Here is a 21,276-nt window from a genome sequence, read left to right on the forward strand (position 1 = left end):
TAGTTAAGCAACTTCTCAGCCATTTGTCAAAGCTATTTACTATCAATTATTTGCGGAATTCTGCTAATTTTTGATAACTTTGTGCTAAAACTTGTTGGGTTTCTTGAAAAACAGGATACAGTTCTTGATAAACTAGCAATTGATCCGCTCGTGGCGTGACCGTTTCATGAACCAGCACCTGTTGCGCCGCTGCTTGTAAATTTGGTAACTGCCCTAAGCCTTGCCAACCTAGCAAAACAGCGCCTAATGCCGAAGCTTCGGTGCTATCAGTGAACGATAACGTTTCTCCCAGCACATCAGCCATAATTTGACGGAACACAGGGGAATCAGCAAAGCCGCCTGTCGCCCGAATCTCCTGAACGGGTCCACCGAGTTGTTTCAAATCCTCTAAAATAGTTTTTAAATTGAAACAGATGCCTTCCACCACCGCTCGAGCTAAATGTCCAGCATGGTGATTTTTGCGCAAGCCAATAAAACTTGCGCTCGCCTCTGAATTCCACAGCGGTGCTCGTTCACCAAGCAAATAAGGATGAAACAGTAAGCCATTTGCCCCAGCTGGCACGGTTGCAATTTTGGCCATAATTGGGTCATAGAGATTGGTCCCGTTTTGGATAGCTTGCTGACGTTCTTCTGCAAAAATCGTTTGGCTCGCCCAATCTAACGCAACTGCACCATTACTACTTGCGCCACCAATCACCCAGTGCTGTTCATCTAGAGCAAAACAAAATGTTTCACCTTGCGGATGCAAAAAAGGTTCTTCGACAATATACCGAAGTGCGCCGCTCGTACCAACGGTCAAAGTCGCTACACCCATTCCTAGCGCTCCCAAACCTAAATTAGACAATGGACCATCCGCGCCACCAAGAACTAAAACCGTTTCCTCCTCAACACCAAGCATCTCTTGCCAAGAAGGCGCTAACGCTGGAAAAATGAACGTTGACGGGGCAACTTTTGGCAACTGTTCCTCCTCAATAGATAAATACGCTAAAATCGACGATTCCCATTGCCGCGTGTGAATATTAAATAAACCCATCCCCGAAGCACTACTATAATCTGTCCAGTATTCGCCAAAGAAACGGTAAAAAATGTAGTCCTTAATCCCAATAAACTTGGCCGCGCTCTGCGCAACGGCTGGCTGATTTTCCTGCAGCCAGCGAATCTTGTACAAAGGCGCCATTGGATGAACTGGCATGCCTGTCAATTGATAAAACAATTGGGCCGCTGGCGTTTCTTTTAACGCTTCCGCATAATCAGATGCTCGTGTGTCAGCCCAAGTAATCACTTGGGTCAATGGGCGTCCTTGCGCATCCATGGCAATTAAGCCATGCATCGCTGAAGCAAAAGAAATGAGCCCAATTGGTTGATTCTTCACTTGTTGTGTGACGGTTCGAATACAGTTCACCACAGCTTGGAACAGCGTTTCTGGGTCTTGCTCCGCCATTCCTTCAGTCTCTTGAATTAATGGATAACGCACATAGCTAGAAGCTACGACTGTGCCATTTGCTTGAAAAGCCACTGCTTTGGCTTGCGTAGTGCCAACGTCGACACCAATCGCTAATTTTTCCATTTGATTCCCTCATTTCTTGTTTCTTTTATTATTCCTAACAAAAAAAGATTTGTCTAGTCAAACGAAAAAGTTTAAAAAAAGCGTAGTTTATTTTTAAGGAGGTAACCTATGTTTTTCTTAAGTCTCTTTTTGATTGGTGCCTGTTTCGGTTCTTTTTTATGCTTAGTGGCGGAGCGCTTACCAGTAGGGCGTTCTTTGTGGTGGCCCCCTTCCCACTGTCAAGGTTGCCACCAGCCTCTACAACTTTATGAATTAATTCCAGTTGTTTCGATTTTGCTGCAGCACTTTCGTTGTCGAAAGTGTCAACAGCCAGTAGCTAAGAGTTATCTTTTAGCAGAACTTGTCATGGGCGGCTTAACCGCAAGCTGTTTTTCAGCTGGCCTGACGATTGATGCTTTGATTCTCTGGTGGTGGCTGACGAGTGCTTTCACACTATCCTTGATTGATTACTGGTATTTAGTGGTTGAACCGAAGATTCTTTATCCTAGTTTTCTTGTGCTTTGTTTGCTGAAAGTGACGGGTCAGCATTCGTTTTACTTACTGACTGGTCTTTTTTGTTTTTGTTTTTTCCGAGCCGTCTTACATTATTTTCCGGAAGCCATGGGGCGAGGGGATCTTTTATTACTGGGTTTGTGGGGCTGTTTTTTACAGGTACCTCAGTTGCTGATGCTACTATTTTTTGCCAGTAGTTATGGCCTAATCTATGGCTACAGCTGTAAATTTTTGGGGTATCCAGTTGAACAGACACTTCCCTTTGTCCCCTTTTTAAGTTTGGGCTTACTCACAATCAGTTGCTTATAGCAAATAAAAAAAAGCCGCAAGGAGCATGCTCCTTACGGCTTTTTAGGGTTTATTTATTGATGTTTTTCATTGCATCTTCAGCAGCCATTTGTGCTTCAATGTCTGAAATACTATAAACGTTTTCGCTAGCTACGCCAACTTCTTTTGGTTCCATGTTACGGTAACGAGCCATACCAGTACCAGCTGGGATGATTTTACCAATGATAACATTTTCTTTCAATCCAAGTAATGGATCTTTTTTGCCACGGATAGCAGCATCTGTTAACACGCGTGTTGTTTCTTGGAAGGATGCAGCAGATAAGAAGCTGTTTGTTTCCAATGACGCTTTGGTAATACCAAGTAAGACTGGACGACTAGTAGCAGGGACGCCACCAGCAACTAATGTGTCGTAGTTACGGTCTTTAAATTCTGCGATGTCCATTAATGTTCCTGGAAGGATTTCAGTGTCACCTGGATCCATTACGCGGATTTTACGTAACATTTGGCGAACCATTACTTCGATATGTTTGTCGCCGATTTCTACCCCTTGCATACGGTAAACACGTTGTACTTCACGTAATAGGTAGTTTTCAACAGATAAAACATCACGAACTTGTAATAATTGTTTTGGATCGATTGAACCTTCTGTCAATGGTGCACCACGGTGGATGATGTCGCCTTCAGCAACTTTCATACGTGCAGTGTAAGGGACAGTATAGGTACGTGTATCTGTTTTTCCTTTGATGGTTACTTCTTTTTGACGTGTGGCAGGATCTTCAGAAATATCGATAACTTCACCGGTTACTTCTGTAATCACTGCTTGTCCTTTCGGATTACGTGCTTCAAAGATTTCTTGGATACGAGGTAAACCTTGAGTGATATCGTCACCGGCAACCCCACCGGTATGGAACGTACGCATGGTTAACTGTGTACCAGGTTCCCCGATTGATTGAGCGGCGATTGTACCAACTGCTTCTCCGACTTCAACGTCAGAACCAGTTGCAAGGTTACGTCCGTAACAGTGCTTACATACACCATGTTTTGTGTTACATGTAAAGACAGAACGGATGGTTACTTTTTCAATACCAGCGTCCACGATTTCTCTGGCAAGATCTTCAGTGATTAATTGATCCGCACCAATGATGATTGCACCAGTTTCTGGATGAACAACTGATTTACGTGTATAACGACCTAATAGACGTTCGTCTAATGGTTCGATAATTTCGTTACCTTCACGAATTGCTTCGATTTCAAGACCACGGTCAGTGCCACAGTCGTCTTCACGAATGATTACGTCTTGGGCAACGTCAACTAAACGACGTGTTAAGTAACCTGAATCGGCTGTCTTCAAGGCCGTATCGGTCATCCCTTTACGAGCTCCGTGAGTTGAGATAAACATTTCTAAGACAGAAAGTCCTTCACGGAAGTTTGAGATGATTGGTAATTCCATGATTCGTCCATTCGGAGCGGCCATCAAACCACGCATACCAGCTAACTGTGTAAAGTTGGAGATGTTACCACGGGCTCCAGAGTCAGACATCATGAAGATTGGGTTACGAGCTTCCATACTTTCGATCAGTTTTTGTTGGATTTCGTCTTTGGCACCGTTCCAAACGCCGATTACACGTTCATAACGTTCGTCATCAGTAATTAAACCACGACGGAATTGTTTAGTAATTGTTTCAACTTGTTTGTGGGCAGCATCAATGATTGCTTGTTTTTCATGAAGAACCATGATATCGGCAATCCCTACTGTCATCCCAGCATAAGTTGAGTGTTTGTAACCTAAGTCTTTCATGCGGTCAAGCATTTTAGAGGTTTCCGTAATGTGGAATCTCTTGAAGACTTCAGCAATGATATTTCCAAGATTTTTCTTCTTGAATGGTAAAACTAATTCTTGCTCTTTAATGTGTGCAGGAATGTCTGTACCAGCTTCTACGAAGTATTTATCTGGTGTTTGAACAGTTAAGTTATAGTCTGTTGGTTCGTTCAAGTAAGGGAACTCAACAGGCATGATTTCGTTAAAGATGATCTTACCAACTGTGGTGATTAAGATTCGTTCTTTTTGCCAATCAGTAAATGGTTTGTCACCTAAAAGTGTTGTTTGAACCCCAATCCGTGAGTGTAAATGCACGTAGCCATTTTGCCATGCTAAAACAGCTTCGTTCATGTCGCGGAAGATCATGCCTTCCCCTTCACGGCCTTCTTCTTCCATTGTTAGGTAGTAGTTACCTAAGACCATATCTTGAGATGGTGTAACAACTGGTTTACCATCTTTCGGGTTCAAGATATTTTGGGCAGCAAGCATTAACATACGAGCTTCTGCTTGTGCTTCTTCGTTTAGAGGCACGTGAACCGCCATTTGGTCTCCATCGAAATCGGCATTGTAGGCTTCACAAACTAATGGGTGAAGACGGATCGCACGACCTTCAACAAGAACAGGTTCGAAAGCTTGGATCCCTAATCTATGCAACGTAGGTGCCCGGTTAAGTAAAACTGGGTGTTCTTGGATAACTTCTTCTAAAATATCCCAAACTTCATCTTCGCCACGTTCGATTTTACGTTTCGCATTTTTAATGTTTGTCGCAATTTCACGTTGTACTAATTCACGCATTACAAATGGTTTGAATAATTCAATCGCCATTTCTTTTGGTAAACCACATTGGTACATTTTTAAGAACGGACCAACGACGATTACGGAACGACCAGAATAGTCAACACGTTTACCTAGTAAGTTTTGACGGAAACGACCTTGTTTCCCTTTCAACATGTGAGAAAGAGATTTCAATGGACGGTTACCTGGTCCAGTAACTGGACGGCCACGACGACCATTATCGATTAAAGCATCGACCGCTTCTTGTAACATCCGTTTTTCGTTTTGAACAATGATGCTTGGCGCATTTAAGTCTAATAAACGTTTTAGACGGTTGTTACGGTTGATAACACGGCGGTATAAGTCGTTTAAGTCACTTGTTGCAAAACGACCACCTTCCAATTGAACCATCGGACGTAAATCTGGTGGAATAACTGGGATAACATCCATTACCATCCAGCTTGGTTGGTTACCAGAAGCACGGAAGGCTTCTAAGATGTCTAAACGACGGATGGCACGTGTCCGTTTTTGACCAGAAGCTGTTTTTAATTCTTCTTTTAATTGCGCAACTTCGCCATCTAAATCGACGTTATCTAATAATTGTTTCACGGCTTCGGCACCCATAGCAGCTTTGAAGGCTTGGCCATATTGTTCACGTTTTTCACGATATTCGCGTTCCGTTAACAATTGTTTTTTCTCTAATGTTGTGTCACCTGGTTCGATGACAACGTATGAAGCAAAATAAATGACTTCTTCCAATGCACGAGGGCTCATGTCTAAAACAAGACCCATCCGAGATGGAATTCCTTTAAAGTACCAGATATGTGAAACTGGTGCGGCTAATTCAATATGTCCCATACGTTCACGACGTACTTTTGAACGAGTGACTTCAACGCCACAACGGTCACAGACAATACCTTTATAACGGATACGTTTATATTTACCACAAGCACATTCCCAGTCTTTGGTTGGACCAAAAATGCGTTCACAGAATAACCCTTCACGTTCGGGTTTTAATGTACGGTAGTTAATTGTTTCGGGTTTTTTAACTTCCCCATAAGACCAGCTTCTGATCTTTTCTGGTGAAGCAAGCCCTATTTGCATACTTTCGAATTTATTTACATCGATCAAAAGGAATTCCCTCCATTTCCTTATTTAGAGAAGCTGAGTCAGCAACTTGTTAGCAAATGGCAAGCATCACTTGAAAGAAGGTCTGACGACACTTGGAACAAGTAATGGCTTGCGCAGTTGCAACAAAGTCGCAGTTGAATCAACTCATCAGAGTGGTAGCGACAAATTAGTCTCTGTCTTCGGCTGTTTCAATTTCTTGAACAACGTCTTGTGCTTCTTCTTTCACGACTGATTCTGCTTCTTTTTCCAGCTGTTTCGCTGATTGTTGTTCCGCAAATTTGGTTAGTGCGTCAACGGTGATTAAATCATCATCGTCATCGTCCATATCGCGTAACTCAATCTCAGCTTCCTCAATGTCCAAGACACGCATGTCTAAACCAAGTGATTGTAATTCTTTCACTAATACTCGGAATGATTCAGGCACACCTGGTTTTGGAATCGGTTCACCTTTAACGATGGCTTCGTATGTTTTCACACGTCCGACAACGTCATCAGATTTGTAAGTTAAGATTTCTTGTAATGTGTAAGCAGCACCGTAAGCTTCCAGTGCCCAAACTTCCATTTCCCCGAAACGTTGTCCACCGAATTGAGCTTTACCACCCAACGGTTGTTGCGTAACAAGAGAGTAAGGTCCGATTGAACGAGCATGCAATTTGTCATCAACCATGTGGGCTAATTTAATCATATACATGACACCAACGGAAATACGGTTATCAAATGGTTCACCTGTACGTCCATCGTAAAGAACTGTTTTAGCATCGCTAGCCATACCAGCTTCACGAACAGTTTCCCAAACGTCTTCATCGGTTGCCCCATCGAAAACAGGTGTTGCGACGTGAATACCTAATTGGCGAGCAGCCATACCTAAGTGCAATTCAAGTACTTGTCCGATATTCATACGAGAAGGTACCCCTAATGGGTTCAACATGATATCAACAGGTGTTCCGTCAGGTAAGAATGGCATATCTTCTTCCGGCATAATACGGGAAACAACCCCTTTATTTCCGTGACGTCCCGCCATTTTATCTCCTTCGTGAATTTTACGTTTTTGAACGATATAGACACGAACTAACATGTTGACACCTGGTGATAATTCATCGCCAGCTTCACGAGTAAAGATTTTCACATCATGAACGATACCGCCGCCACCGTGAGGTACACGGAGAGACGTATCACGAACTTCGCGGGCTTTTTCCCCGAAGATTGCGTGTAATAAACGTTCTTCTGCAGATAATTCTGTAACCCCTTTAGGTGTGACTTTCCCAACTAGTAAGTCGCCATCTTGAACTTCAGCACCAATGCGGATAATCCCCATTTCGTCTAAGTCTTTCAACGCGTCTTCCCCAACGTTTGGAATTTCACGGGTAATTTCTTCAGGTCCTAATTTTGTATCACGTGCTTCTGATTCATATTCTTCAATATGCACAGAAGTGTAGACATCGTCTTTAACTAAACGACGGCTCATGATAATGGCATCCTCGTAGTTGTAACCTTCCCATGTCATGAAGGCAACTAAGACGTTTTGCCCTAAAGCCATTTCGCCTTCTTCCATAGAAGGTCCATCCGCTAAAGTATCGCCTTTTTCGACTTTTTCACCTAAGTGAACAATTGGGCGTTGGTTGTAGCTTGTTCCTGAGTTAGAACGACGGAATTTAGTAACCATATATTTGTCTAATGCGCCATTGTCGCGACGAACGCGAATTTCTTTTGCATCGACGAATTCTACGACACCGTCATGTTTACATAGTAAAGCAGCACCTGAGTCATGGGCTGATTTATATTCCATACCTGTACCTACCCACGGAGAGCGTGGTTGAATTAACGGCACCGCTTGACGCTGCATGTTGGCACCCATCAAGGCACGGTTGGAGTCATCGTTTTCTAAGAAAGGAATACATGCTGTTGCGACTGCGACTACTTGTTTTGGTGAAACGTCCATGTAGTCAACTTTGTCTACGGCAACTTCTAAGTTTTCACTTTGTAGACGCGCCATAACAACATCATTGGCAAATGTGCCATCTTCATTTAAAAGTGAGTTCGCTTGCGCTACGATATAATGGTCTTCGATGTCTGCTGTTAAGTAATCTACTTGATCAGTAACACGGCCTGTCGCACGATCAACACGGCGATAAGGCGTTTCGATGAAACCAAATTTATTCACTTTCGCATAACTAGATAAGCTATTGATCAACCCGATATTTGGTCCCTCAGGCGTTTCAATTGGACACATACGACCATAGTGAGAGTAGTGAACGTCACGAACTTCATAACCGGCACGGTCACGAGTCAAACCACCAGGCCCTAAGGCTGATAGACGACGTTTATGGGTTAACTCACCTAATGGGTTTGTTTGGTCCATGAACTGTGATAACTGTGAAGAACCAAAGAATTCTTTGATACTTGCTACCACTGGACGGATGTTAATTAATTGTTGTGGTGTCAATGTTTCTGTGTCTTGAATAGACATTCTTTCACGAACCACACGTTCCATACGGGCTAAACCAATACGGAATTGGTTTTGTAATAATTCGCCTACTGAACGGATACGACGATTACCTAAGTGGTCGATGTCATCGACATTACCGATATCTTCCATTAAGTTGAAGAAGTAGCTCATTGAAGCAACGATATCTGCTGGACGAACTGTTTTTACGCTGTCGTCTGGATAGCCGTTACCAATCACATTTACGATACGTTCAGGATCTTTTGGTGAAAGAACTTGAATCACTTGGATCGTCATTGGTTCAGTTACTACCGCATCTTCACTTGGATAGTAAGTTACGCTGTTTAAGCCGTTGTCAATGTATTCGCCTAATGTTTCCATGATTTGGTGTGTTAAAACCGTGCCTTTTTCGACAATGATTTCACCAGTTTCTGGATCAACTAGCGTTTCAGCTAAGGTTAAGTTTAAGAGACGTGTTTTTAAGTCTAATTTTTTGTTAACTTTGTAGCGACCAACGTTTGCCAAATCATAACGTTTTGGATCAAAGAAACGTGCAGTTAACAAGCTACGTGAGCTATCTGCTGTTTTTGGTTCGCCTGGGCGAAGACGTTCATAAATGTCTTTCAAGCCTTCTTCTGTACGAGAATCACTTGCATTTTTGTGTAAATCTTTTTCAATTGTGTTGCGTAAGCTTTCGCTGTCGCCGAAAATTTCGAAGATGGTATCATCTGAACCGAAACCTAAAGCACGAACTAACACAGTTAAAGGAATTTTACGTGTGCGGTCAATCCGAACATAAGAAATGTCTTTCGCATCTGTTTCCATTTCTAACCATGCACCACGGTTAGGAATGACTGTTGAGCCAAAACCTTCTTTGCCGTTTTTGTCCACTTTTCCATGGAAGTAAACACCTGGAGAACGAACTAATTGGGAAACGATAACACGTTCTGCCCCGTTGATGATGAAGGTACCCATTTCTGTCATTAATGGGAAATCGCCGAAGAAGACTTCTTGGGATTTAATTTCACCTGTTTCACGGTTAGTTAAACGTAATGTTACATGTAATGGCGCAGAATAGTTGGCATCATGTGCGCGGGCTTCTTCTACTGTGTACTTTGGTTCTTTTAATTCATAGTCAACAAATTCTAAGGATAAGTTTCCTTGGAAATCATCAATTGGTAAAATGTCTTCAAACATTTCACGAAGTCCCTCATCTAAAAACCATTGATAAGAGTCTGTTTGGATTTCAATTAAATTTGGTAATTCCAATACTTCACTGATACGTGCGAAACTTCTACGTTCGCGATGCTTTCCGTATTTTACTACGTGTCCAGCCAAGCTCTTCACCCCTCTAGTTATAAGTCTATCAAAACACCGATCCGAAAAATTACATTTACGTTACATATATTAAATATATGTAACAAAAAGCATTTTTTGCAGTTTTTAAGCAAAAAAAAACCAAAAATAGAACATGCTTCCGAAAAATTTTCTGGCGTTTCTACTTTTGTTTTCCTATAAAAAACCGGAACGGACAATATTTCGCTCCTGCTTCGTCACTTTCAGATAGTTTTTGCTCTATAGATTCTACTACCTTTGTCTAGAAAAGTCAAGGGTTTCTTTAAGGTTTTCTTTTTCATAAAAAGGAGTTTTTTTGTAAAGGGTTTTAATGAAAAAATGCGTAATAAATAATTACGCATTTTTTCAACAACTAGAAAATATATTCAATTATTTGGTCAATTTTCGCCATATCTTTTAATGGCAAATGCTCAATTTGACTTAATTTTCTTTCAGTGAAGTCCAAAGATTTCAGTTGTGAGATCACTACTTGTCCTTGGGTTTCTATGTCATCGGGCAACGTATATCGAGTGGGAATATTTTTAATGGTGGAAGTAATCGGGCAAATCACAGCAAACATGGTTTTCCGATTAAATTCATATCTTGACACTACTAAACCAGGGCGTCTCTTCTGAATTTCTTTACCTGCAGCAGGATCAAAATCAATCCATACAATATCTCCTTTTTTGGGAATGTACTTCTTTTCAACGTTCATTAAAAAAGTTCTCTCCCCTCAGGTGCAAGATCATGCCACTCATCTTTTTCATAATACTCACCTTCTGGGCCTTCACTAAATGGATCCTGAATTTTAGGGACTAATGTAATTGTACCGTCGTCAGAATACATCACAATATATTCTTGGTCGACTTTTGGTTTTTTACCATTATCAGTGGGTAAAGTTAAAACGACCGAGCTTCCTTGTCTTCTTGATTTAGTTGTTAGCATGAAATCACTCCCTTCGCTTCATTATACTATGCCTTTGCAATGATGGAAAGAATTTTAAATCACACTTAATGTGACTGAGTTTACTATATAATGCACGTGGGACAAAAATCACTTTGGATTTTTGCTCCACGCTCAAAAACTGATAAACGGCGGGAACAGAAGCAACACTACGCGTTGCTCCGATCTCAACAACTTCTAAGGTGTTTCTCGACATGCGTCTCGTCACAGTACAGCCTTCAAAAGAGCTACAGCTCTAAGAGTTGCGATGTTTCACTGTGAAGCATGAACAGATGAAATCATCGTACCTACTTGGTTCTCGGAGTTAAACGCTTCTGGCCCGACCTCCTTTTCCCCTATCTTCTATTCACACAAAAAAACGAATGCAAAGATGCATTCGTTTTTGACTAACCGCCACCTAATAAAAAGTCTAGGACATTCATGCCGCCGCTTGTTTGGCTGCGGTAAAGTTCGGTGTAGCCGCATTGGGTACAGCTAATTGTAATAAATTTTTTATTTTGAACATCAAAAATTTTCGCAAAGTTCCCACCTGTTGCTTGAAATTGGTCCGACACATAGTGCATGTTGCCACATTTCTCACAAACATATTGTTGCTTTTCCATTCCCCTCACTCCTTCTCAATAAAACAAGTATAGCAAACGCCTGCTTCATTTTCCTCCATCCTAAGATGGATTTTTTCACTAGTTGACCAAGCCTTTTCCTTTCCGCTACAATAAGCATAACGAATCGGAGGAAAAAATATGTCGACAAAAAGCCAAGTCCTAACTTTATTGATGAAACAAACGCCCGCATTCCTTTCGGGCGAAGAGATGGCACAACGTCTGTCCTTATCTCGCACAGCTATTTGGAAAGCAATTAATGAATTGAAAAAAGATGGCTATCAAATTACTAGCGTGCAAAATAAGGGGTATCGCCTTGAAAAATCAGATGTCCTTTCTGCAGAAGGCATTCAGTTGGCGTTATGGTCACAAACACCGCCTTTAACAATTACCGTCCTAGAAACATCTGAATCTACCATGACCGATGCTAAGCGGGCGATTTTAGACCAGACGCCCGACAATACATTGATTGTTGCTGACATGCAAGAAATGCCGCGGGGCAGGTTCGGCCGGCCGTTTTTCGCTACGCCAGGTAAAGGGATTTACATGAGCATGGTGCTTCAACCGAACCAAAATTTTGAAGAAATCGCCCAATATACTGTGATTATGGCCGTAGCGGTCGCTCGAGCAATGGATGCTCTGGCAGGCGTTCACACAGAAATTAAATGGGTCAACGACCTTTATTTAAATGGCAAAAAAGTTTGCGGGATTTTGTCGGAAGCCATGAGCAATGTGGAAACAGGGCAGATTTCCAATGTCATCATCGGCATGGGGATTAATTTTTCAATTACAGAAACCGAATTTCCTGAGGACATTCGGCAGAAAGTGACTTCTCTTTTCCCAGATGGTGAACCGACGGCGACGCGAAATGAATTAGTCGCCAACATTTGGAATCATTTTTATCAAATTTTAGACGAACGTTCAACGAAAGACTTTTTAGAAGAATACCGACAACGCTCCTTTGTGATTGGCAAAGACGTCGCTTTTACCCAAAACGGGCAAGACTTCCGCGGCGTTGCGACAACCATTAATGGAAATGGAGAATTGATTGTCCAGTTGCCTGATGGCACGGCCAAAACGTTGTCTTCTGGGGAAATTAGTTTGGACCAGATTGGTGAATGGCGTCGAGGATAAGTGGAGAAATTTAGAAAAAAGCAAGTGGGACATTAGTCGTTTTGACTGATGTCCCACTTGCTACTTCTGAAGATAATCAGCTGAACAAAAGCAACCTCTTCGGAAATAAGCCGAAATTGACTTTCTCACACAAGCGTTCGGCGTATCTTAATCCTTCCAAGTGTTGAGAATCACGAAGAACGTAGCGATTCGATGATGAACAGAACCTACTTGGTTCTTGGCGCTAAGCACTTTTGTCTCAGCCGCATTATCTTGATACCTGATTATTGAACATTAACATCTATCGCTTGATAAAATGAATTAATCGTGTCATTGATATCCCAAACGGCATAAATAACATGGTATCCTTTCCTATCAGCGGGAATCTTTATTCTGTGTGTTTCTGTATCATTGACCATAAATCCTTGACCAGGAGGTAAATCTTGACCGATTGGTTGCCCTACTATGCCAATCAATTCCATTTCGTCCATCGTTAATGGTGCATTAGGATTCCATCCAGGTTTCGTCATATAGTATCTAAAACGATTGGTCTTATGTTTTGCCGTCATCACCCATTTAAAATTATTCTCTCCTGTTGTTATATTACTTTTTACCCAACGAGTGGCTGTTTGTTCATCTAGTTTGGAATAGCTTGCTAAGCCAGCTGAAGGCAACCTTCCATTTAATTGACCCGTGTCTAATAATTTAGTTGGCGCTTCAATTCCTTGGGGTGTCGTGATAATTTCTGGCTGTGAGCTGTCTTGACCAGGTCCCCATCCAAATCCGTTTGCTTCCGCATTTTTGACTCGACTGACTGGGCTATCAACATAGCCGTGTGCATAACTCTGCTGTGCATCTCCTAAAGCAAAAACACTGATCATCGTTGCGCCCACTGCAATTATGAATAACATCATTTTTTTCATGTATATCGCTCCCTTATAAGCAAAACCCTTCAAAAAACATGTAATCTTAATCAACTGAAACGTAAAATCTCCACAACATCATTTTTACTTTTTCGATAGCGACCATCAACTTTGTGCACAATTATTGTCGACATATTTATTTTAAATGAACTAGCAATTCAATAGCAACTGTCCGCCTTTTTTACTGAGAAAAACTTATAGCACTCTTATAAAAAATGTTTGTTTTTTAATTTATCATTATTGAACACCAACTATTTATAGCGGTTAACCGAGAACAGCCTTGTACACTTTTTTTAGAATGCTCAAGTACTGTTTTTTTAACTTCTTCACTTCCCCACACCTTTAAATTTATTTAAAAAACAATAAATTTTCTTAAACTTCATTGTGAGAACCGCTGCATAAATTCTATACTTCTAGCGTTAGATAAAATAACCTTGTTAGGTGAGGCTCCTATCCAAACATAGGCTATTGCGCAGAAATGTCGAAAGACACCAATGTGTAAAACAGGAATGGTCGAATTAAGGCTCTTCTAAAAATAGCTAAGAGAAATCTTTACGTTGGATAGTGCTAAAGCTCAGACGATGAGAACCGATTGGCTTGCTGTGTCCTGTTTAGTCGCAAGCGCTTATTTACGATCGATGCTGGCTTAGTCTACTCTTTCAAGGGAAAAAGAAAGGGATTCTCATGCAAACATCGAATAAAAAATTTCCACTTTATGCCCTAACAACGCTTGGTTTTACTTTCCTCACTTTGTTAGTGGCGGCTAGTCCAAATTGGTTTCAACAAATGGACGAAGCTATCTATCACATCAAATGGCAATTAAATGCACCACTTTTAACAGCGGTCAATCTGTTAGCAAAAACAGCCACAATTGGACCAATGCTGCTATTCTTCTTATTATTGATGGTATATCTTTTACGCAAAAAAGAAAAAATCCTAGCCTTTTGGGCTGTCAGTAACCTATTAGCTGTCGGCTTCTTAGGGAGCGTTTTTAAACATGTGGTGGGTCGGGCTCGACCAAACCTAGGCGCTTTAGCTGACCGGAGCTCTGCTAGCTTTCCCAGCGGACATTCATTATTGGCAATGGCGCTGGTCTGTACGATTTTGATCATTTTGGCCTATCTTCATGTCGAAAAAACCAAAGGCATCAAAATTTTCTTACTCACTTATTTAGTTTTGATTGTGTTAGGTCGCTTAATCTTACGCGTTCATTATCCTAGTGATGTCATCGCTGGGATGCTCCTAAGTTATAGCTGGATCAACTTTTCATTTCAAATTGTTCAACGTTATTTGCCGGCACCTGAACCAGAGGAAGCAGAAGTACCGACACAACGCCGGCGCCGCCATTCTCGTAAAAGAAAAAGTTTATTCGTGGTCTTCAGTTTAACCCTTTTATTTTTAGGCACACTTTCTGTTTCGGCTTACGGCGTCAGCATGTATCGTAATTTGCAAAAAACGGCGAACACCATGTATAAACCAAGAAAATCTTCCACGAAGAGTCCCGATTTAGCCAAAGGTGAGCCGGTTAGTTTCTTAATTATGGGAATTGCGAATGACTCAAAACGCAAAACCGATTACCGCTCCAACGCCTTAATGGTGGTTACAGTGAATAATCAATTACAAAAAACTACCATCACCAGTATCCCGCGTGACTACTATGTGGAAATGGCTGGCACCAATGGCGAATACAATAAAATCAATGCGGCCCACGTTTTCGGTGGTGCCGATATGCAAATTAAAACGGTTGAAAATGTCTTGCACATCCCAATCAATCATTACTTTTCAATTGATATGGATGCTATGAAGGACCTTGGCGATGCGGTGGGCGGCGTCACTGTTGACAATGCCTTTGCTTTTGACGCTGAAGGGATTCATTATCCGAAAGGCAAACAGCATTTAGGGGGCTGGGAAGCTTTACAATATGCGCGCATGCGTTACGAAGACCCCGAAGGCGACTATGGTCGTCAACGCCGCCAACGAGAAGTTTTAATCGAATTAACCAACAAGCTACTTTCTTTTAACAGCTTGCTAAAATATCAAGAAATTCTGGACGTAATCGGCGAGCATGGCGAAACCGACTTGTCCTTTGACCAAATGATGGCAATGCTAAAAAAATACACCCCCGCACTAAAAACGATTGAAACCGATCAATTAAAAGGCTACGATTACACTGGCGATGGCGTGACAGGGATTGAAGGTATTTCTTATCAACTTGTGGAAGAGAGTGAACGCCAACGTGTCGAAAATGCCATCAAAGAACAAATGAACCTCTCTACGAAAGACACTGAACAATCGCAATAACGACTAAAAAGCAGCGCCCCTTTCATTAAGGGGCGCTGCTTACTTTGGCTAGTTAGACGGTCATTTCAAAAATATTAATTTTTGTCACCGTTAGTAACGGCTCTACATCAGAGAGGTATGTTAGCGCATAGCTCTCTTTTCATTACCATTATAGCACAATTACCTAAAAAAATATATTGGAAACTAATTATTTTTTTGTTTCACATGGTATAATCTAAGTGTAGAGAAGTTATGGCGGAGGCAAGCGCACAGGAACATGCGCTTTGCGACGAGAATCGCAACAAAGTGAGAAGCGTAGGAGCAGAGACTTTCCTCTTTCGGTGAGGTGATGCGTATGCACGTATTTCCGAAATTTAGAGAAAGGAGAGGCCTTTTGTCAGCATATGAAACAATTCAGACAATTCTTGGGTTTGGTATGTTTACCATTGCTTTGATTGCGCTGATTGTGAAATTGCTTAAAAATGACAAGAAAAAATAACCGTCTACTTTGACTGAGTACGGTTATTTTTTGTAACTAAAAAGGTCACCGTCTTAAACGGCTCTACACTAGAGAGGTATGTTGGCGCATACCTCTCTTTTCATCACCATTATAGCACAACGACCCTCAAAAGACCATCAATAAAAATGCCCGAGCCTTAGAAAAATAAGAGGCTCGGGCATTTTTATTTTTATGGGCCAGTCACTAAATTCCAAGTGACGGCGGCTTGGTATTGTTGGCCAGACATGCCTTGATTGGCGGGCACTTCTAGTTTGATGTTAGCAAACGTGAAGTCCAACTGATAGACGTCACTACCTGTGAACTGTTGGTTCGCGACCACCGCTGTTGCGGTATTGTCGGCGGTTAAATTCACGGTGCCAGTCTTGCCAAGCGGTGTCTTGGTTTCTGTTGATTGGTTGTAATCGGTAAAGCTGGCAGCAGCGGCCGTTCCTAGCAACAAGCGGGTCGTTGTCGGCAGTCTGTCTGTCGCTGATTTTGGTTGCGACAGTTGCGCCGTTAAGCTCCAGTTGTCTTGGCTAGTATTCAGGCGTAAATAGGGATTGCGTGTGCCGTTGTCGTAGTAATCAGCGGCTTTTTTCAAACCATATTGTTGCTTACTTCCTGAAATCGCTAATTTGCCAAAATCAAATGTTGGCGTACTAATGAAGCCGTCGCCGTCAGGATTAGTTATTTCTTGGTCTAGGTCTTTAATACGGACCGTATCTTTGGCGATTAAGCTGCCAAAGTTGCCCGTTACTTCAACTTCAGCGGTTAAAACTTGACCAGGATTTCCTATAACGGCGGTTCCTAATAAGTTCATTTGTAACTGTCCGCCTGCTGGTAAGGGCGTATTTAATGGCAGAGAAAAACCTGCTGCCCACTGTTCTTTCGTAACTGGATAGGCCTTAGCATTCTGCCCTGTACCTAACACAAAAATAGTATTGGGCGGGCTGATGCCAGCGGCCCATGTCGCCGTTGGTTTGATTTTAATGGTCGTCAACGGGGCTTCTCCCGTATTTTTTAATAGCACTTCCCAGTGATCCATTGTCGTGCCATTTTCGACTATGTCAGCGGAACCTTTTACCGTTAATTCTGCTGTAGGAACCGCTTCTTGATACACAGCGGTCATGTCGTCATTATCATCAAATGTTGGAGTAAAGCTTGGTGTTGTTGTTGTTTTTAAAGGTGTTGTTGTTTCTTTCCCTTTGTACCAGCCTTTGAATACATAGGTTTTTTCTCCGACTTGGTAAGTTTTCGGCAACGCTTTTGCAGCGGTATATTTATACGTTTCACTGTTCATTACCAGCTGATTTCCTTGCGTAAATCCTGTCGGTGCTGTAATCTTCGTACCATTCTCATCTACAAAATTTTCAGTGATGCGCCGATTTTCTAAATAGTAATTTACTGTCCCTGTTGCGTATATTTCTGTGTGAGCAGTCACCCCGCTCACTGTACTATTATAATCCATTTTATAAAGAGAAGAGAAGGTTGTTCGAGTGGTTTCCCCTTGCCACCCTACTTCAGGAAACCGGTAATCCGTTTGAGACCCCACAATTGGTGTCACTTGTAAACGATTTTCAGTAAATTCTGCACTATTTTTCGTATTATGATACGCAATTATTCCCGTAACCCCAGAATAATTCGGACCATTATATTTACTCGACGGGGTTATAGTCGGCGTTTTATAATACTTAGGAATTGTCACGATGCTATTACGTGTTCCATAAAGCTCTTCATCCGACGTAAAACTTCCCACAATATTGACAGCTGGAAGCTTTAACTGTAGAAAATCACCAGTTGGTAACGCGGTAATAGTTTGCAACTTGCTTTGTAAACCACCCACTACCTGAGACATATCTGTGCGGATATTGAAATTACTTGGTGCTACATAGTCACCCGTCTCATTGATAAAACCAAAATTAATCGTTTTGTCTTCCGTCTTAAATTCATCATATACTATAGTGATATCATCTTGGTCATCATAAGTCACTGGATAACTAATATTTCGATTTGTTCTGGTGATTTCATTTAGTTTGTCTGGTTTTTCTTTGCCTTTATACCAGCCTTTTAAGACATAAGGCCGATTATTGACTTTGTACATAAAAGGCAACGTACCTGCCTGAGTAAATGTAAAATTATCCTTATCAATGATTGTTTGTTTCCCTTGTGTGAACCCAGTTGGCGGCGTAATTTTCGTTCCAGATGCATCCACAAAATTTTCAGTTACACGGCGATTAACAAGATAGTAATATAACGTGCTTTCAGGAAACATTTCCACGCCAGCTAACGAATTATCATTTCTTATAAGTGTTGTTTTATATAAATTTGAGAAAAGGTTTTCAGGATTATCATTCCAGTATATTTCACGGATTTTATAACGTTGGTTCTGACTCTTCGTTACTGTGAAATATACAGGATTTGCGCCTTCTGTATAAGGATTGCCAGAAAAAGTCCTTTCTACTCGTCCTGCTAATGGATACTCTTGTCCTTGATACCCAGAAGGTTTTTGAAACGAAAGGTTCTTATAGTATTTAGGAATCTCAATAAACGAGTTCCTTGTACCATAAAAGTTCGAGCTATTCGTCAACGTGTACTGTTTTTGTGGAATTGTCATGGCTTTTAAGTTTCCTGTTTGATCCGTTGCCGAAATATTATCTAAAACCGTGCTAACGCCATCGATAATCTGAACTACCTCTGTGGTGACTTTAAAGTCAGCAGGATTGAGTAATTGCCCACTTTCTCCAACAAACCCAAACTGCACGGTATTGCCGCCATATTTAATTTCTTCATATATAATTGTTAAATCATCATTATCATCATAGGAGGCATCATATTCCGGCGCTCGTGTGGTTTGTAAATTTTGAGGTTGCGTTTTCCCTTTATACCAGCCTTTAAAACGATAGGCTTTGTCATTCGCGTAGTAACTATAAGGTAATTCTTGCGCCAATTTAAAATGGTAGGTGTCGCTGTCAATGACTGTTTGCTTTCCCTGAGTAAATCCTGTCGGTGCTGTAATCTTCGTACCATTCTCATCTACAAAATTTTCAGTGATGCGCCGATTTTCTAAGAAATAATACATCGTATCATCGGTTGTATAGTAATTTGGCACACTTACTTCTGTATTTGTACTAGTCAAAATAGAATCAAATCTCGTTTTGGTCGTATCCTCTATCCAATAAGTGTAGTACAGTCGATACTGATTGGCTGTCGTTGTAGGATATAAACTATAATATTTGCCATCTGTCTCCACCCGCACGTCAGCTAGCGTACTGTCCACAAAACGCCTTCTTTTTGTTGCAACAGGATAAGCTGTACTGGAGCCTGTATAATGAGGCCCAGGTGTTACTGTTGGTGGTTTGTATTGTTTAGGGATTGTTAAGCGAAAATTAGTACTACCATAAAAGGCAGGATTTATCGTTTTCGTGTAGGTTAATTGTTGACTAGGAATGGTTAATTTTTTCAGATTCCCACTATTAACACCTGTTGCTGTTCCTACTTGTTTCGCTATTCCGTTCATGATCGATGTTAAATTAGTCTGCATCCCGAAATTCGCTGGCGCTATTAATGCGCCTTTTTCATCTACAAACCCAAAACTATAAGTGATTTCCGGGATTGTCGTTGTCTTTTCTTCTAATTCCTCATAAAAAACATACACATTGTCTTTACCATCGTAAGTAACATCAAATTCTGGTGTCAATGTGGTTTCCAACTTAACGGCTTTAGGATCTGGTCGAGCGGATCCTTTATACCACCCTTTAAACTGGAAGTGACGATTCCCAGAAGAATAGGTTTTTGGAAATGCTTTTGGGGCTTTATAGTGAAAATTGTCTGACTCAACCACCGTTTTCGAAAGGGCTGCATTATAGCCTGTCGGATAGGTTGGCAAAACTGTCGATGTCATGTCATTATAATAAATACTAACTCGTCTATTGGGTACATAATAATAAATCGTATCATCGGTTATAAAATAAGTATTTTCACCTGAAGTCGTGGCCATATTGTAAGCAGAAGAAAATTGGACTTTTTGAGGATCAGCGGTCCAAAAAGTTGTTCGCAAATTAAATTGCTTAGGCGTTGCCGTAGTAAACATATTAAAACGTTCCCCTGTTGTGTATGTACTAAAATCCTTGCCAGTAGCTATAGTTACTTGACGGGAAACAGCCAAAGGAAAGGTTGTCGTGTCTGGTCCTTTATAAAAATTATTAGGCGTTGTCTTGGGGGTAGCATATTGCCCTGGCAACGTAATTTTGTGATTGGTTAGTCCCGAAAAACCGTAGTCCTCTGTGGCATCATCATCAGGAAGTGTAACTTTCGGCACCGTCAACATCTTGAAATTCCCTAGATTACTAGTTGTAATGGTTCCCACCTTTGTCTGAGTACCTGATTTTCTTTCTACTTTCGTGACATCGGCTGTGAACGTCACTTTAGCAGGATCAATAAACAACCCATTTTCATCAATAAAGGCCATTTTATAGGTTTTCTCAGGAATATCAGCCGTTTTAACTGCACGATTTTCTCGCTTTGTCGGCTCCTCATGAGTCGCTTCAACAGCCGCTGTCGTTGTATCGGCTGTTGCTTCAGTCTGGTCCTCTGCCGATGGTAGTTGCGGCTCTTCTATCATCTTTTGAGGTAATTCTGATGTCTCTGGTTCTGTGGTTGGTTCTGATGACGCAACTGTGTTGGCTGTTTCATTTTCTTGACTAGCGTTTAACGATGAGTCGCTTGTAGCGGTATCCTCACTTGCCGTTGTTTCGCCCGTTTCAGTGGTTGTTTCATTTTCAACAACCATTGTTTCGGCGAATACTGAGATGCCATTGAGTGAACTTATCAATAAGGAACAACACAAGGCGGTTGTAAGTAACTTTTGCCATTTTTGATTCATGCTATTCTCCTTTTTATGTATTGGTTTTATTGTTAATTGTTAATTGTTATATGTAAACCTTTTAATTTTCTCCATTATTCTATCAAAAAAAGGCGGCCTTGAAATTTTAAATTTTGCTACAGCTAAGTGACTTTTCCAATGATTCCTATTATACCAAGGCGGAAGAGC

12 protein-coding genes and 1 riboswitch are annotated in these 21,276 nt (G+C 41.3%); of the genes, 4 read left to right on the plus strand and 8 right to left on the minus strand.

The window, feature by feature from the left end:
* Positions 1-46: 46 nt before the first annotated feature.
* Positions 47-1,567 carry a gluconokinase gene (locus IGL37_RS12850; protein WP_033918126.1) on the minus strand — a complete coding sequence of 507 codons (1,521 nt, stop codon included), beginning with the start codon at positions 1,565-1,567 and terminating at the stop codon, positions 47-49.
* A gap of 108 nt (positions 1,568-1,675) precedes the next feature.
* Between IGL37_RS12850 and IGL37_RS12855 the strand changes: the two genes are divergently transcribed.
* A complete protein-coding gene (locus IGL37_RS12855) occupies positions 1,676-2,368 on the plus strand; it encodes a prepilin peptidase (RefSeq protein ID WP_033918127.1) in 693 nt (230 codons plus the stop codon).
* Between the two features lie 49 nt (positions 2,369-2,417).
* Here IGL37_RS12855 and rpoC read toward each other — a convergent pair whose 3' ends face one another.
* From rpoC to IGL37_RS12880, 5 genes are all read right to left on the minus strand, one after another.
* Complete coding sequence (gene rpoC, locus IGL37_RS12860) at positions 2,418-6,071, minus strand: DNA-directed RNA polymerase subunit beta' (RefSeq protein ID WP_002354777.1); 3,654 nt, start codon at positions 6,069-6,071, stop codon at positions 2,418-2,420.
* A gap of 166 nt (positions 6,072-6,237) precedes the next feature.
* Positions 6,238-9,852, minus strand: a complete 3,615-nt coding sequence (rpoB, locus tag IGL37_RS12865) for a DNA-directed RNA polymerase subunit beta (RefSeq protein WP_002389470.1) — start codon at positions 9,850-9,852, stop codon at positions 6,238-6,240.
* A 370-nt stretch (positions 9,853-10,222) separates the two neighbouring features.
* Positions 10,223-10,564 carry a type II toxin-antitoxin system PemK/MazF family toxin gene (locus IGL37_RS12870; protein WP_002354774.1) on the minus strand — a complete coding sequence of 114 codons (342 nt, stop codon included), beginning with the start codon at positions 10,562-10,564 and terminating at the stop codon, positions 10,223-10,225.
* On the minus strand, positions 10,564-10,794 hold the full coding sequence (gene mazE, locus IGL37_RS12875) for a type II toxin-antitoxin system PemI/MazE family antitoxin (protein WP_002354773.1): 231 nt from the start codon (positions 10,792-10,794) through the stop codon (positions 10,564-10,566). Before mazE ends, IGL37_RS12870 begins: the two co-directional genes overlap by 1 nt.
* Before the next feature lie 404 nt (positions 10,795-11,198).
* A complete protein-coding gene (locus IGL37_RS12880) occupies positions 11,199-11,414 on the minus strand; it encodes a zinc ribbon domain-containing protein (RefSeq protein ID WP_002354768.1) in 216 nt (71 codons plus the stop codon).
* A 138-nt stretch (positions 11,415-11,552) separates the two neighbouring features.
* On the opposite strand from IGL37_RS12880, the gene IGL37_RS12885 reads away from it, so the two are divergent.
* Complete coding sequence (locus IGL37_RS12885; protein ID WP_010817727.1) at positions 11,553-12,545, plus strand: biotin--[acetyl-CoA-carboxylase] ligase; 993 nt, start codon at positions 11,553-11,555, stop codon at positions 12,543-12,545.
* Between the two features lie 263 nt (positions 12,546-12,808).
* Here IGL37_RS12885 and IGL37_RS12890 read toward each other — a convergent pair whose 3' ends face one another.
* Entirely contained in the window at positions 12,809-13,447 is a 639-nt protein-coding gene (locus IGL37_RS12890; RefSeq protein WP_002378863.1) for a lytic polysaccharide monooxygenase, read from the minus strand.
* A 426-nt stretch (positions 13,448-13,873) separates the two neighbouring features.
* Positions 13,874-14,040, plus strand: a riboswitch (M-box (ykoK) riboswitch).
* Between the two features lie 91 nt (positions 14,041-14,131).
* Between IGL37_RS12890 and IGL37_RS12895 the strand changes: the two genes are divergently transcribed.
* Positions 14,132-15,748, plus strand: coding sequence for a phosphatase PAP2/LCP family protein (locus tag IGL37_RS12895; protein ID WP_002372620.1), 1,617 nt, complete (start codon positions 14,132-14,134; stop codon positions 15,746-15,748).
* Between the two features lie 334 nt (positions 15,749-16,082).
* Positions 16,083-16,226: a type I toxin-antitoxin system toxin PepG1 gene (gene pepG1, locus IGL37_RS12900; protein ID WP_002389461.1), complete on the plus strand. Its 144-nt coding sequence runs from the start codon at positions 16,083-16,085 to the stop codon at positions 16,224-16,226.
* Positions 16,227-16,416: 190 nt separating this feature from the next.
* On the opposite strand, the gene IGL37_RS12905 is transcribed toward pepG1, so the two are convergent.
* Positions 16,417-21,108, minus strand: a complete 4,692-nt coding sequence (locus tag IGL37_RS12905) for a WxL domain-containing protein (protein WP_033918128.1) — start codon at positions 21,106-21,108, stop codon at positions 16,417-16,419.
* Between the last annotated feature and the right edge of the window lie 168 nt (positions 21,109-21,276).

It is taken from the genome of Enterococcus sp. AZ119 (genome assembly GCF_050546175.1).
Lineage (GTDB): Bacteria > Bacillota > Bacilli > Lactobacillales > Enterococcaceae > Enterococcus > Enterococcus faecalis.